The organism is Rhodococcus sp. IEGM 1366, from assembly GCF_033142425.1.
Lineage (GTDB): Bacteria > Actinomycetota > Actinomycetes > Mycobacteriales > Mycobacteriaceae > Rhodococcus_F > Rhodococcus_F globerula.
This window is the reverse complement of record NZ_JAWLRZ010000002.1, coordinates 70,491-83,461: the sequence shown is the minus strand read 5'-3', so window position 1 is coordinate 83,461 and position 12,971 is coordinate 70,491. Positions and strand designations below refer to the sequence as shown.

The 12,971-nt window shown below is 62.6% G+C and carries 14 protein-coding genes; 6 read left to right on the top strand and 8 right to left on the bottom strand.

Annotated elements, in window-relative coordinates:
* Positions 1 to 3: 3 nt before the first annotated feature.
* Positions 4 to 1,242 (top strand): primosomal protein, encoded by a 1,239-nt coding sequence (locus R4P64_RS06245; RefSeq protein WP_317819850.1) that lies wholly within the window; start codon positions 4 to 6, stop codon positions 1,240 to 1,242.
* Between the two features lie 23 nt (positions 1,243 to 1,265).
* On the opposite strand, the gene R4P64_RS06240 is transcribed toward R4P64_RS06245, so the two are convergent.
* From R4P64_RS06240 to R4P64_RS06230, 3 genes are read right to left on the bottom strand one after another with little or no spacing between them, the layout of a single operon-like run.
* Positions 1,266 to 2,348 (bottom strand): adenosine deaminase, encoded by a 1,083-nt coding sequence (locus tag R4P64_RS06240; protein WP_033231271.1) that lies wholly within the window; start codon positions 2,346 to 2,348, stop codon positions 1,266 to 1,268.
* Between the two features lie 10 nt (positions 2,349 to 2,358).
* Positions 2,359 to 3,654, bottom strand: coding sequence for a thymidine phosphorylase (locus tag R4P64_RS06235; protein WP_317819848.1), 1,296 nt, complete (start codon positions 3,652 to 3,654; stop codon positions 2,359 to 2,361).
* Complete coding sequence (locus R4P64_RS06230; RefSeq protein ID WP_033231273.1) at positions 3,647 to 4,051, bottom strand: cytidine deaminase; 405 nt, start codon at positions 4,049 to 4,051, stop codon at positions 3,647 to 3,649. The genes R4P64_RS06235 and R4P64_RS06230 overlap by 8 nt, the downstream gene beginning before the upstream one ends.
* Before the next feature lie 252 nt (positions 4,052 to 4,303).
* On the opposite strand from R4P64_RS06230, the gene sdhC reads away from it, so the two are divergent.
* Genes sdhC through R4P64_RS06210 form a run of 4 tightly spaced genes read left to right on the top strand, consistent with a single transcriptional unit; the run spans position 4,304 to position 7,699 of the window.
* Complete coding sequence (gene sdhC, locus R4P64_RS06225) at positions 4,304 to 4,708, top strand: succinate dehydrogenase, cytochrome b556 subunit (RefSeq protein ID WP_072782401.1); 405 nt, start codon at positions 4,304 to 4,306, stop codon at positions 4,706 to 4,708.
* Position 4,709: 1 nt separating this feature from the next.
* A complete protein-coding gene (locus tag R4P64_RS06220; RefSeq protein WP_033231274.1) occupies positions 4,710 to 5,165 on the top strand; it encodes a succinate dehydrogenase hydrophobic membrane anchor subunit in 456 nt (151 codons plus the stop codon).
* Between the two features lie 15 nt (positions 5,166 to 5,180).
* Positions 5,181 to 6,932 (top strand): succinate dehydrogenase flavoprotein subunit, encoded by a 1,752-nt coding sequence (gene sdhA, locus R4P64_RS06215; RefSeq protein ID WP_033231275.1) that lies wholly within the window; start codon positions 5,181 to 5,183, stop codon positions 6,930 to 6,932.
* The gene (locus tag R4P64_RS06210; protein WP_033231276.1) at positions 6,932 to 7,699 is read left to right on the top strand and encodes a succinate dehydrogenase iron-sulfur subunit; all 768 of its coding nucleotides are present in this window, start codon (positions 6,932 to 6,934) and stop codon (positions 7,697 to 7,699) included. The genes sdhA and R4P64_RS06210 overlap by 1 nt, the downstream gene beginning before the upstream one ends.
* Positions 7,700 to 7,757: 58 nt before the next feature.
* Here the strand turns inward: R4P64_RS06210 and R4P64_RS06205 are convergent, their stop codons facing one another.
* Positions 7,758 to 8,330 carry a dihydrofolate reductase family protein gene (locus R4P64_RS06205; protein WP_045070701.1) on the bottom strand — a complete coding sequence of 191 codons (573 nt, stop codon included), beginning with the start codon at positions 8,328 to 8,330 and terminating at the stop codon, positions 7,758 to 7,760.
* A gap of 111 nt (positions 8,331 to 8,441) precedes the next feature.
* Between R4P64_RS06205 and R4P64_RS06200 the strand changes: the two genes are divergently transcribed.
* Positions 8,442 to 9,737: a serine hydrolase gene (locus R4P64_RS06200; protein ID WP_411742642.1), complete on the top strand. Its 1,296-nt coding sequence runs from the start codon at positions 8,442 to 8,444 to the stop codon at positions 9,735 to 9,737.
* Positions 9,738 to 9,793: 56 nt separating this feature from the next.
* Here the strand turns inward: R4P64_RS06200 and yhjD are convergent, their stop codons facing one another.
* Genes yhjD through R4P64_RS06180 form a run of 4 tightly spaced genes read right to left on the bottom strand, consistent with a single transcriptional unit; the run spans position 9,794 to position 12,967 of the window.
* The gene (gene yhjD, locus R4P64_RS06195; protein ID WP_092801442.1) at positions 9,794 to 10,831 is read right to left on the bottom strand and encodes an inner membrane protein YhjD; all 1,038 of its coding nucleotides are present in this window, start codon (positions 10,829 to 10,831) and stop codon (positions 9,794 to 9,796) included.
* Positions 10,832 to 10,890: 59 nt separating this feature from the next.
* Positions 10,891 to 11,925, bottom strand: coding sequence for a tryptophan--tRNA ligase (trpS, locus tag R4P64_RS06190; protein ID WP_317819838.1), 1,035 nt, complete (start codon positions 11,923 to 11,925; stop codon positions 10,891 to 10,893).
* A 26-nt stretch (positions 11,926 to 11,951) separates the two neighbouring features.
* Entirely contained in the window at positions 11,952 to 12,446 is a 495-nt protein-coding gene (locus tag R4P64_RS06185) for a barstar family protein (RefSeq protein WP_045071183.1), read from the bottom strand.
* On the bottom strand, positions 12,446 to 12,967 hold the full coding sequence (locus R4P64_RS06180) for a ribonuclease domain-containing protein (RefSeq protein WP_317819835.1): 522 nt from the start codon (positions 12,965 to 12,967) through the stop codon (positions 12,446 to 12,448). The genes R4P64_RS06185 and R4P64_RS06180 overlap by 1 nt, the downstream gene beginning before the upstream one ends.
* Positions 12,968 to 12,971: the final 4 nt, after the last annotated feature.

Genomic DNA, 12,971 nt, shown 5'->3' with positions numbered 1-12,971 from the left:
CCCATGGCTGGAGATATCGTCCCGATCGAAATCGGTCTCACAAGTGGAGACCTCGTCACGTTGTGGGCGCCCCGGTGGCGTGAGGGCGACGACGAATGGGAGGCCTTCCTCGGTCACGAGGAAGACCTGTACGGCTTTGCCTCGGTCGCGGAACTCGCCGCCTTCATCCGCACCGATACCGACAACGATTTGGTCGACCACCCCGCCTGGAGTGTTGTTGCCGGTCTCTCCGCCGCGGAACTCGAACCGGAGGAGAACTTCACGTTCGATTTCGTCGGAGTACCGGAACTTGCTGCCGGGGACCCGGAACCGCTGGTTGTCTCCGAACTCGAAGACACCCTGAACATGGCCCGCAATATCGGCGAGGTCTGCGAACTCGATTCCGTGATCCGGTTCTTCAGCGGCCACCCGATCCTGGGTGCACTCGCGACGGACGCGAGCGCCTTCGAGGGTCGTGAAGGACTCGAGATCTGGGACCAGGTCGGCGCAGCCATCGCCAAGGACTGGGACAAGGTTCTCGACGCGATCGACACCGTCGTGACATCGCCCAAGGTTGATGCCGCTGCCGTCGCAGTCGCCGAAGCCGAACTCCTCGCAGCCGCCGAGAACACCGTCGATGCGGACGACGTCGCCGAGGAAGGCGAGGACGAGGAATTCGACGAAGACGAACTCGACGAGGACGACGACGAGATCGAGACGTTCTGGGGCGAGGTCGGCGTCGATCCGGTCCGCATCATCACCTCCGGCGACACCTTCTACACCCTTCGTTGCTACATGGGTGACCAGGCAATCTTCCTCGGAAAGGACGGGTTGATCACCGTCTTCCGGTCCGAGCGCGCGCTCGCTCGCTACCTTGCCGACAATCACGAGCACGATCTGTCACAGGTCAGCACGTACGGCGTGATCCAGAATGCCGCAGTCGACGGTTCACTCGACATCGAGGTCACCGACGAAAATGTCTACGTTCTCCCCGGCATCGCCGACGACCTTGCCCAGGGCCCGGACGCGGTCGACGTCGAACAACTCGAACTAGCTGTCGAATTGTTCACCGATGCAGCCGATTTCGCAGACGACGACTCCACCGAGGAAGCGCTGTCCGCGTCGAACGAGCTCGGGTGGTACGTCTCGTACCTGCTCAATCCCGATCCGTCCCGGATGGCTCCCAGTGCGCCGTTCTCCAAGGAATCCGAGGGGTGGCGCGAACTCGAGCGTGAGTTCGAGACACGCCTGCGTCCCGAGTAAACGGCGCCCGCCGATCAGTACTGCTACCCGACCAACACGGCATACCCGGGCTTGATGACGTCGTCGATGTACGCGAGACGCTGGTCGAACGGGATGAACGCAGACTTCATGGCGTTGATCGTGAATCGTTCGAGGTCGGTCCAGCCGTAACCGAATGTTTCGACGAGCGCCGCCATTTCGCGACTCATGCTGGTATCACCCATGAGCCGATTGTCGGTGTTGACGGTGACCCGGAACCGTAGGTCTGCCAACAGTCCGAACGGATGATCGGCCAGGGCAGCCACGGCGCCGGTCTGGACGTTCGAACTCGGGCACAACTCCAGCGGGATGCGCATGTCTCGAACGAAGTTCGCGAGCCTGCCCAGCTCGTGGCTACCGTCGACGGCAGTGACGTCGTCCACGATTCGCACACCGTGCCCCAACCTGTCGGCTCCACAAAATGCGATGGCTTCGTGAATCGACGGCAACCCGAACGCTTCACCGGCATGGATGGTGAAGTGCGCGTTAGCATCCCGCATGTACTCGAAGGCGTCCAGGTGGCGACTCGGCGGATTCCCGGCCTCGGCACCCGCGATGTCGAATCCGACGACACCGCGGTCACGGAATCGCACGGCAAGTTCGGCGATTTCGCGGGACCTGGCGGCATGGCGCATGGCGGTCAGCAAACAGCCGATCTGAATCTTGCGCCCCTGGGCCTGGGCCGCGGACTCCCCCGCCCGGAATCCTTCGAGTACGTGCTCGACTACCTCGTCGAGCGTCAGGCCCTGTTCGAGGTGCTGTTCGGGTGCAAACCGCACCTCCGCGTAAACCACGTTGTCGTCGGCCAGATCCTCGGCACATTCCTGTGCCACGCGCGAGAGTCCCTCGGCAGTCTGCATGACGGCCACGGTGTGCGCGAACGTCTCGAGGTACAGCTCGAGCGAACCGCTGTCAGCGGCGGTTCGAAACCACTGGGCGAGTTCGGCAGCAGTATGTGCCGGCAGATCCGTGTATCCGCAATTTTCTGCCAGTTCCAGGATTGTCTGCGGACGCAGACCACCGTCGAGGTGGTCGTGCAGTAGAACTTTGGGCGCGCTACGAATCGAGTTCAACACCGGTGCGTTCATGCAACATAAGCTAACGCGAGTCACCCACAATTCGCTCGATGAGCAGCGGTCGCGACACTGTGTCGGATTCGGACCCGATTGCCCAACTGCCGTCGAGACTCCGGCGTGCGGCATCGAATCGTTCGGGTGTGTCCGTGTGCAGTGTCAGTAGCTTCTGACCGGCACGGACCACGTCACCAGGCTTTGCATGCATCTGCACACCCGCACCGGCTTGTACTGCGTCGCCTTGGCGCTCGCGCCCCGCTCCGAGTTTCCACGCTGCGATACCGACGCCCATGGCATCCAGTCGAGTGAGGACACCGTCGCGGTCGGCAGTGACGACTTCGGTGTGTCGAGCCACGGGCAAGTCCGCATCCGGATCGCCGCCCTGCGCGTCGATCATTGCGTGCCACCGATCCATCGCACTTCCGTCGGCCAGCTTCTGCGCGGGATCGACATCGTCGATTCCGGCCGCCGACAACATTTCCCGAGCCAAGAGGAGGGTGAGCTCGACGACGTCGGCAGGTCCGCCGCCCGCCAGCACCTCGACGGATTCGCGCACCTCGAGTGCATTACCGGCGGTCAAGCCGAGTGGCGTACCCATCTCGGTGATGAATGCCGTTGTGCGCATACCGGCGTCGTTGCCCAGTTCGACCATGGTGCGCGCCAACTCCCGCGCGTCACCGAGTTCCTTCATATACGCACCCGAACCGACCTTCACGTCCAGCACGAGAGCACCGGTTCCTTCGGCGATTTTCTTACTCATGATCGAACTCGCGATCAGGGGAATGGATTCCACCGATCCGGTCACGTCGCGAAGGGCATAGAGCTTCTTGTCCGCCGGCGCGAGGTTCGCGCCCGCAGCACAGATGACCGCACCGATCTTCGGGTTCGCGAGGATCTCCACCATCTCGGCCGCGGTGAGGTCGGCACGCCAGCCCGGGATCGCCTCGAGCTTGTCGAGAGTTCCACCGGCATGGCCGAGTCCACGCCCCGACAGCTGCGGAACAGCAAGACCGCACGCGGCGACCAGAGGTACCAGCGGAAGTGTGATCTTGTCTCCCACACCACCGGTCGAATGCTTGTCGACTGTCGCCATCGGTAAGTCCGAAAAGTCCATGGTGCCGCCGGATTCGATCATCGCCCGCGTCCAGCGGCCGGTCTCCGAGCGCGTCATCCCGCGGAAGTAGATCGCCATCGCGAGGGCCGCCATCTGCTCATCCGGCACAACTCCCGCGGTGAACGCCTGGACGATCCAATCGATCTCGGTGCCCGAGAGCTCCCGACCGTCACGTTTTGCTCTGATGATCGACACGGCGTCAAACATGGCGAAGTCCTTCCGCTTGTTCCGGCCCGAAAGCGTCCGGGAGTAATTCCGCGAGTGGGCGCGGCCCTTGTGAGGTGTCGACCAGAAGTTCTCCGCCACCGTGCTCGAGCAGGAGCTGTCGGCACCGTCCGCACGGCATCAGTATTGCGCCGTCCGCGTCGACGCACGAGAAGGCAATCAAGCGTCCTCCGCCGGTGGCCGCTAAGTTACTCACCAGTCCACATTCGGCACACAGACTCAAACCGTATGAGACATTTTCCACATTGCATCCTGAGACGATTCGACCATCGTCCACCAGGGCCGCGGCACCTACCGCATATCCGGAGTACGGGGCGTAGGCCCGACGCATCACCACTTGCGCGTTGTGGCGCAACAACTTCCAGTCGATTTCACCCATGGTTCACAATCCAATCACGCCAACTGAATGCATGCAGAAACGACACGATACGGCCGGTATGAAGATTGGAAAGGCAAACCTTACAAAGAGTTTGGTAGGTGTACGAATCCCGCATCTGATTAGTTCCCGGATTCACCAGGGTTTAGAGTCTGAGTCAAGTCGGTTCAGGATCCCGTCGAGCCCGGGCTGAGTACCTCGAAGCTCTCTGCAGGCTCGGCGCGTCCACCAATGACGTTGGAGGCACAGCACTCGATGAGTACTACGACTGAAGCCGCTCCTCAGAAGGAGCGCACGAGGTCGCTTTACCGGGGCGACCCCGGAATGTGGTCCTGGGTTCTACACCGGATCACAGGCGTCGCAACTTTCTTCTTCCTATTCGTACACGTTCTCGATACGGCTCTCGTGCGGGTTAACCCCGACACGTATGACGCTGTCATCGACACGTACAAAAACCCCGTCGTCGGTCTCATGGAGATCGGCCTCGTCGGTGTGGTCCTTTACCACGCCCTCAACGGCGTGCGCGTGATGCTCGTGGATTTCTGGTCGAAGGGCCCGAAGTACCAGCGCGTCATGCTCTGGACCATTCTGGCGATCTGGTTCCTGGTGATGATCCCGGGCGCCGGACGCATCCTCATCAACATGTTTGCGGAGCACTGACATGGCGACTACTCACGGACCCGAAGCCAAGAGCCTCGGTACCTCATACGACCGTCCTGCCAGCCTGGACAACCCGCGTTCGCCGCGGGCCAAGGCGCGGAACAACTTCGAGCTGTACGCATGGCTGTTCATGCGTTTCTCCGGCGTTGCCCTGATCGTCCTGGTCCTGGGCCACATGTTCATCATGCTGATGCTCGACGGTGGTGTTCACCGTCTGAACTTCGCATTCGTCGCAGGCCGCTGGTCCAGCCCGTTCTGGCAGATCTGGGATCTGACGATGCTCTGGCTGGCACAGTTGCACGGCGGTAACGGTCTGCGCACGGTCATCGCGGACTACTCCCGCAAGGACTCCACGCGCTTCTGGCTGACCACGATCCTCGTACTCTCGATGATCCTGATCATGGCCCTGGGCACGTACGTCATCTTCACCTTCGACCCCAATATCTCGGCGAGCTAGGGGAGCACAGACTTCATGCAGGAACATCGTTATGACGTGGTCATCGTCGGTGCCGGCGGCGCCGGCATGCGTGCGGCAATCGAGGCTGGCCCCCGCGCCCGCACGGCCGTACTGACCAAGCTCTACCCCACCCGCAGCCACACCGGCGCGGCCCAGGGCGGCATGTGCGCCGCACTGGCGAACGTGGAGGAAGACAACTGGGAGTGGCACACCTTCGACACCGTCAAGGGTGGCGACTACCTCGCCGACCAGGACGCCGTCGAGATCATGGCAAAAGAAGCCATCGATGCGGTGCTCGACCTCGAGAAGATGGGCCTGCCGTTCAACCGCACGCCCGAAGGCAAGATCGACCAGCGTCGCTTCGGTGGCCACACCCGCGATCACGGCAAGGCCCCGGTTCGCCGCGCGTGCTACGCCGCCGACCGCACCGGTCACATGATCCTGCAGACGCTCTACCAGAACTGCGTCAAGCACGACGTCGAGTTCTACAACGAGTTCTACGCACTCGACATCGCCATCACCGAGACCGAGGACGGCCCGGTTGCCACCGGCGTCATCGCCTACGAACTCTCGACCGGCGAACTGCACATCTTCCACGCCAAGTCGATCATCTTCGCGACCGGCGGCTCGGGACGCATGTACAAGACGACGTCCAACGCACACACCCTCACCGGTGACGGCATGGGCATCATCTTCCGCAAGGGACTTCCCCTCGAGGACATGGAGTTCCACCAGTTCCACCCGACAGGACTCGCCGGACTCGGCATCCTGATCTCGGAAGCTGTTCGTGGTGAAGGCGGCATTCTCCGTAATGCCGACGGTGAGCGCTTCATGGAGCGCTACGCCCCCACAATCAAGGACCTCGCGCCGCGTGACATCGTCGCCCGCTCGATGGTTCTCGAAGTCCTCGAAGGCCGCGGCGCCGGCCCCAACAAGGACTACGTCTACATCGACGTGACGCACATCCCCGAGGAAGTTCTCGACGAGAAGCTCCCCGACATCATGGAGTTCTCGCGCACCTACCTCGGCGTGGACCCCGTCAAGGAGCCCGTGCCCGTCTACCCGACGTGCCACTACGTCATGGGCGGTATCCCCACCAAGATCAACGGTGAGGTTCTGCGCAACAACGACGAGGTCGTCAAGGGCCTGTACGCTGCCGGCGAATGCGCCTGCGTCTCCGTGCACGGCGCAAACCGTCTCGGCACCAACTCGCTCCTCGACATCAACGTGTTCGGCCGTCGCGCCGGCATCGCTGCCGCCGAGTACGCGAACTCCACCGAGTTCGTCGACATGCCCGAAGCCCCGGCCACCATGGTCGAGGACTGGGTCGGCGTCATCCTGTCCGATCACGGCCACGAGCGCGTTGCGGACATCCGCTCCGAACTCCAGCAGTCGATGGACAACAACGCATCCGTGTTCCGTACCGAAGAGCGCCTCACCCAGGCACTCAAGGACGTGCGTGCTCTCAAGGAGCGCTACAACCACATCACGGTTCAGGACAAGGGCAAGCGCTACAACAGCGACCTGCTCGAAGCCATCGAACTGGGCTTCCTGCTCGAAATGGCAGAGGTCACCGTCGTCGGTGCGCTCAACCGCAAGGAATCACGCGGCGGCCACGCTCGTGAGGACTTCCCGGATCGCAACGATGCCGAGTACATGAAGCACACGATGGCATACAAGGAGGGCGACGGCCTGCTCTCCGACATCCGTCTGGACTACAAGCCGGTGGTACAGACCCGCTACGAGCCGATGGAGCGTAAGTACTGATGTCTGCGCCTGCTGTAGAAGCACCAGCCCTCCCCCCGGTCCCCGAAGGCGCCGTCATGGTGACCCTCAAGATCGCGCGGATGAACCCGGAATCGGGCGACGGCCAGCACTGGGACAGCTTCCAGGTCCCAGCTCTGCCCACCGACCGCATGCTCAACCTGCTGCTGTACGTGAAGGGCTACCTCGACGGCACCCTCACGTTCCGTCGTAGCTGCGCGCACGGTGTCTGCGGCTCCGACGCCATGCGCATCAACGGCGTCAACCGCCTGGCGTGCAAGATCCTGATGAAGGACATGCTCCCCAAGGACGGCAAGCCGGTCACCATCACCATCGAGCCCATCCGCGGCTTGCCGGTGGAGAAGGACCTCGTTGTCGACATGGAACCCTTCTTCGACGCGTTCCGCGCCGTGAAGCCGTTCCTCATCACCAGTGGCAACGAGCCCACCCGTGAGCGCATCCAGAGCCAGCACGACCGTGCTCGTTTCGACGACACCACCAAGTGCATCCTCTGCGCATGCTGCACCACGTCGTGCCCCGTGTACTGGAGCGACGGCAGCTACTTCGGTCCCGCTGCCATCGTGAACGCACACCGGTTCATCTTCGACAGCCGTGACGAGGCCGCTTCCGAGCGTCTCGACATCCTGAACGACAAGGACGGCGTGTGGCGCTGCCGCACCACGTTCAACTGCACCGACGCGTGCCCCCGCGGCATCCAGGTGACAAAGGCAATTCAGGAAGTCAAGCGCGCACTGCTGTTCGCTCGCTAGACCTTTCGAACAGAGAAATGCCCCTCCCATCTTCGGGAGGGGCATTTTTTGTTGCCGGTTAAGCGACCTTCGGGTGATAGGTCAGAACTTGCACGCCGGATTCGTAGCGACGGTCCTCCACCAACTCGAGCACGATCTTGTCCTCCGATTCGGGGAACACCTTCCCGCCGGACCCGAGGATGACCGGGAAAACCATCAGGCGCAGCTCGTCGACCAGGCCGGCCAACAGCAATGCGTGAACGAGAGTCCGGCTTCCCGCTACCAGGATTTCGCCGTCGATCTGTTCCTTGAGCTTCGGCACCGACTCCTCGATGGGGCCCTCGAGCGCCGTCGAGTTGTTCCATTCGAGCGGCTCCGTCGAACTTGTGACGACGTACTTCGGCATCTCGTTCATCTTGTCGGCGAAGCCTTGGTCGTCTTCACGCTCAGGCCACGCGCCGGCAAAACTCTCGTAGGTCCGTCGACCGAGCAGGAGAACGTCCGCGGCGAGGGTTTCGTCGAGTTTGAACTTCATCTGGTCGCCTTCCTGATACGGAAAGACCCAGCCTGTGTGCGCGTAGCCCGGTTCACCGCCTGGCGCCTCCATGACCATGTCCAGGGACACGAACTCCGTCACCACAATCTTGCCCATACCGATCCCCTGCCCTTGACGTTATGCACCGATCGAAAACTGACCCTTCCACTGTGGCAGACGGCACGGCGATTCGGCGGTTACGCGCAATGCGCCTACCCTCGGATAACGATGATGTGGCGTCGAGCGTGTGCAGTGGTTGTTGCCGGAACAGTGATCTCCGGAATCGGAGGAATGTCTGGAATTGCAGGTACTGCAATCGCCCAACCGGTACCACCACCGACAACGTCGGCGCCGTTCACCACGCCCAATACCGATAGTTGCCCGTTCACGAGCCTGCCGGCTCCCGCTGTAGACCTCTCGGAAGTTCCCGCGCCCGGAACAACTGTGCCCGCGCCCGTGCCGGTACCGGACGAACCGGTTGGCGGGGATCGACTCGGCGGTTGCGGGGTCGTCCTGCCGGCCGGCGCGCCGCCACTGCCCGCAGATATCGCCGCCTCCGGTTGGGTGGTCGCCGACGCGCAAACCGGTGAAGTGCTCGCCGCTAAAGATCCGCACGGCCGGTACCGTCCCGCAAGCACCATCAAGATGCTTCTGGCGCTCGTCGCGCTCGACACGTTGAATCTCGATACCGTCGTCACCGCCACTGCGGAGGACGCAAATGCCGAAGGCAGCGCCGTCGGACTCGGCAAAGACGGCACCTACACCAACCGGCAGCTCATGCAGGGGCTGGTGATGGCGTCGGGCAACGACGCCGCCCACGCCCTGGCCCGTCAGCTCGGGGGTGACGACGCCGCCGTGAAGAAGATGAACGCCCTGGCCCTGGAACTCGGTGCACTCGACACCCGCACCGCGACACCCTCCGGGCTGGACGGTCCGGGAATGAGCAGCTCTCCCTACGACCTTGCGGTGATATTCCATGCGGCACTGCAGAATCCGACGTTCGCCGAGTTGATCCATACCGAGACGGTTCAATTTCCGGGCTTCCCGAAGGACCCCACGATCCCCGACGATCAGGACCGGCCAGGCTTCACCCTCGCGAACGACAACCAACTGCTCTACAACTACGACGGAGCGCTGGGCGGCAAGACCGGCTTCACCGACGACGCCCGTCATACCTACGTCGGTGCGGCCGAGCGGAACGGCCGAACCCTACTGGTCACGTTGATGGGCGGCGAAGCACAACCCATCCGTCCGTGGGAGCAGGCAGCCCGCCTTCTCGACTACGGATTCGGCCTGTCCCCCACAATGACCGTCGGAACGCTGACCGACACCTCGACCGACCGCAGCCAACCGAAGGTCACCGCCGCCACGACGCCGGGGGCACCCGCCGCAGTGTCCGCGGCCGGCACCTCCCCGGACGCCGGATTCAGCTCGACAGCACGCACTGCCGTCGCCGTCGGCGGCACCGTCGTAGTCCTCGGTCTAATTGTCGGGGCAATCGTGATGAGTCGTCGACGCCGCTAGTCGGTCCCGCCGACATGACGGCAGTAGAAGCAGCTGACATCACCGCTCCACTTCGACTAGCGGTTCTTTCTGCGCACGAGCCCCGACAGTCCGAGACCCGCCAAAGCGCCCGTTCCGATCAATGCCGCTGCGCGTGACGGTGACATCCCTTCGCTGACGACAACCCGCGGCGCGATGATTGCCGGATCGGGCGGCGGAATGTATGCCAGTGCCATGCTTTTCTTGGTCGTCGCAGCCCAGGCGGTGCAGAACAGCAGCATGCGCGAAGCGGTGAACACGAATACGAGCAAACCGATAATCGGCCCGAATGCGACGCCGGCCGGGCCACTACTGACCGCCGAAAGATAGATCGCACCAACCTGTTTGAACACTTCGAATACCAGAGCTGCCATCAGTGCCGCACTGGCGGCGCTGCGTAGATTCACCGGTTCACGGGGCAAGCGTGCGATCACCCACAGGAACACCGCCCAGGTTGCCAGGATCGACAGCACCGTCGACAAGACTCGCAGTCCGACGCCGACGCCGGTGATGTTCTCGAGGTTGAGCCACACGACAACCTGACGCGCTACCGGCCCACTGCTGAGCGCCGACATGCCGAGTGAAATAACCAAGGCTGCGCCCAGACCGAGCAGTGCCCCGATATCGCCGACTTTGGTTCTGACAAACCCTTTGGAGTCACGCTTGCTCTCCCACATCGCGGTGAGCGCGTCGCGGACATTGGCCATCCAGCCGAGACCCGCGTACGACGCGACCAGAAGGCCGACCGCACCAACACTGGCGCGAGAGTCGATTGCCGAGTCGATCAAGCTGTTGATGGTGTCACCGAGGCTGCCGGGGATGGATTTGGTGATCTCTTCCTGAATCGAAGTCAGGTATTCGGGGTGGCCGGCCAATACAAAACCGGCCACCGCGAACGCAACCATCATGATCGGAATCAAAGCGAGGACGCTGAAGTACGTGATCCCGGCGGCGTAGTAGTCGCCCTTCTGGTTCTGGAATCGCATACCCGCTCGAACAAGGTGGTCGAGCCACGGCCGCGCTGCCCGCTGCTTGTCGAGAAAGCTCGGCTCCTCTACGACAACTGATTCAGCCACAGATGTCCCCCTATTTCTGTATCGACCTGTTTCGTGTCAGCCGTTCACTTGCGCCTTGCTCAGCCCTTGGGCGGCAGGAACCCAACCTTTTCGTACACGGTCGCAAGCGTGCGGGACGAGACCTCACGGGCCCGGTGCGCGCCGGCGGCAATGATGCGATCCAGTTCGGCCTCGTCGGCAAGATAGCCGTCGACCTTGGCCTTGAGCGGAGTCACGAACTGCGCCAACACGTCCGCAGTATCAGTCTTGAGATCGCCGTACCCCTTGCCTTCGTAGCCCGCGACCAAGGTCTCGATCGGTACACCGGACAGGGCCGACTGAATGGTGAGCAGGTTGCTGACACCAGGCTTGGCCTGCGGGTCGAAGCGGATCTCACGCTCGTTGTCGGTGACTGCCGACTTGATCTTCTTGGCCGACACCTTGGGATCGTCGAGCAAATTGATCAGACCGGCGTCGCTCGCTGCCGACTTGCTCATCTTCGACGTCGGGTCCTGCAGGTCGTAGATCTTGGCGGTGCCCTTGATGATCTGGGGTTCAGGAACCACAAACGACTTGCCGTAGCGCGAGTTGAAGCGGTTCGCGAGGTCGCGGGCAAGCTCGAGGTGCTGACGCTGATCCTCACCCACCGGAACGCGCTGCGGGCGGTACAGCAGGATGTCGGCGGCCATCAGAACCGGGTAGGTGAACAGCCCGACACTGGCGTTCTCACTGCCTTGCTTGGACGACTTGTCCTTGAACTGCGTCATGCGGCTGGCCTCGCCGAAACCGGTGATGCAATTCAGGACCCACGCAAGCTGAGCGTGCTCGGGAACCTGACTCTGGACGAAGATCGTTGCGCGGTCGGGGTCGATCCCGATTGCAAGTAGCTGCGCCACGGCAACCTTGGTGCGTCGACGCAGTTCCTTGGGGTCCTGCATCACGGTGATGGCATGCAAGTCCGGGACGAAGTAGAAGGCGTCGAACTCGTCCTGCAGCCCCACCCACTGCTGCAATGCGCCCAGATAGTTACCGAGGTGGAAGGAATCCGACGTCGGCTGGATACCGGAAAGCACGCGAGGCTTTGCCGTGGGCTTCTGTTCTGCAGGGGTCGACATGCTTCCGATCTTTCCACGCGGGCGATTCAGGGAGTGTGTGTGGTCTCCGGGTAGCGGAGCACCGTGAGTTCCGACGCAAAGGTTTCTTCGGAACCCGAGCCGAACTGGTACGCGGTACCGAACGTGGTGGGCGCCCATTCCTCGGCGTAGAAATCCATCGACTCCCGGAACCAGGGCAACTGATCGGGTTCGCCGCGCAGCAACAGCTCAGCCTCTCGAACCAGAACGACAAACCCGGCGCCGAGGCCGAGTACGTCGTCGAGGTCACGCATGACGTCGTCGAAGGCGTCCTTGTTGCGACCGAAGTGTGACGGAAACTGAAATGCTGCCGCAAACTCGTCGAAGACCTGCGCCGTGGTCTGCATGTGCGATCCGCGAACCGTGCGAACAACAAGATCACGCATCCGGAGATCACGCGCCAACTCGTCCAGAAGTGCCGGTTCACCCGACACCGCCACCGACGAGACGCCGGATTCCGGGTCAAGCCACCGGTCGACACCGACAGTTTCGCGATCAGGCATCAGCGAATCCTTGTGAAGGTCTCGTAGTGATCGAGGGTGTACCACGCGGAACCGTCGTTTCCGGTGACGATCCGCTCGGCATCACGGCCCTGACCACTCTTCTTCGGATTGACGTCCCACTCCTGATAGACAACGCGGCCACCGCCGGCGCCGACTGCCGGCAACCTGCCCTCGCTGTTACGGAAGGTAACGCCGCCCTTGGTTCCCACCGCATTCGCGGAGTCCGGCCACCGTCCGGCGTCGATCTCGACCAACGTGGCGAGTACCCGCGCAGGCGCATCGCTGCTCACCGGCTTCTGGGCCGACGTCGACTGCGCCGCCTTGGTGGTCGCCCCGGGCTTGACCTGAGTTGATGTCATCGCCGAACTCGACGTGGTCGAGGTCGCCGAGTCGGCCGTTGCCGAACTGTCGGAGTCTTGCGACGACAGCACCATCGCCAGCACAACCGCGACCACTGCAACGACGACGGTGCCTAAGGCCTTGAGTGTCTTCGCGCTCGGCATCTTCGAGCCTTCGGGCATGCGA

Bases quoted from the DNA above. Each gene is read 5' to 3' on its own strand.
- R4P64_RS06240 (WP_033231271.1), bottom strand. From the start codon at position 2,348: ATGAACGCACCGGTGTTGAACTCGATTCGTAGCGCGCCCAAAGTTCTA.
- R4P64_RS06200 (WP_411742642.1), top strand. From the start codon at position 8,442: ATGATGTGGCGTCGAGCGTGTGCAGTGGTTGTTGCCGGAACAGTGATC.
- R4P64_RS06230 (WP_033231273.1), bottom strand. From the start codon at position 4,051: ATGGGTGAAATCGACTGGAAGTTGTTGCGCCACAACGCGCAAGTGGTG.
- R4P64_RS06245 (WP_317819850.1), top strand. From the start codon at position 4: ATGGCTGGAGATATCGTCCCGATCGAAATCGGTCTCACAAGTGGAGAC.
- sdhC (WP_072782401.1), top strand. From the start codon at position 4,304: ATGAGTACTACGACTGAAGCCGCTCCTCAGAAGGAGCGCACGAGGTCG.
- trpS (WP_317819838.1), bottom strand. From the start codon at position 11,925: ATGTCGACCCCTGCAGAACAGAAGCCCACGGCAAAGCCTCGCGTGCTT.
- sdhA (WP_033231275.1), top strand. From the start codon at position 5,181: ATGCAGGAACATCGTTATGACGTGGTCATCGTCGGTGCCGGCGGCGCC.
- R4P64_RS06185 (WP_045071183.1), bottom strand. From the start codon at position 12,446: ATGCCTGATCGCGAAACTGTCGGTGTCGACCGGTGGCTTGACCCGGAA.
- R4P64_RS06220 (WP_033231274.1), top strand. From the start codon at position 4,710: ATGGCGACTACTCACGGACCCGAAGCCAAGAGCCTCGGTACCTCATAC.
- R4P64_RS06205 (WP_045070701.1), bottom strand. From the start codon at position 8,330: ATGGGCAAGATTGTGGTGACGGAGTTCGTGTCCCTGGACATGGTCATG.
- R4P64_RS06210 (WP_033231276.1), top strand. From the start codon at position 6,932: ATGTCTGCGCCTGCTGTAGAAGCACCAGCCCTCCCCCCGGTCCCCGAA.
- R4P64_RS06235 (WP_317819848.1), bottom strand. From the start codon at position 3,654: ATGTTTGACGCCGTGTCGATCATCAGAGCAAAACGTGACGGTCGGGAG.
- R4P64_RS06180 (WP_317819835.1), bottom strand. From the start codon at position 12,967: ATGCCCGAAGGCTCGAAGATGCCGAGCGCGAAGACACTCAAGGCCTTA.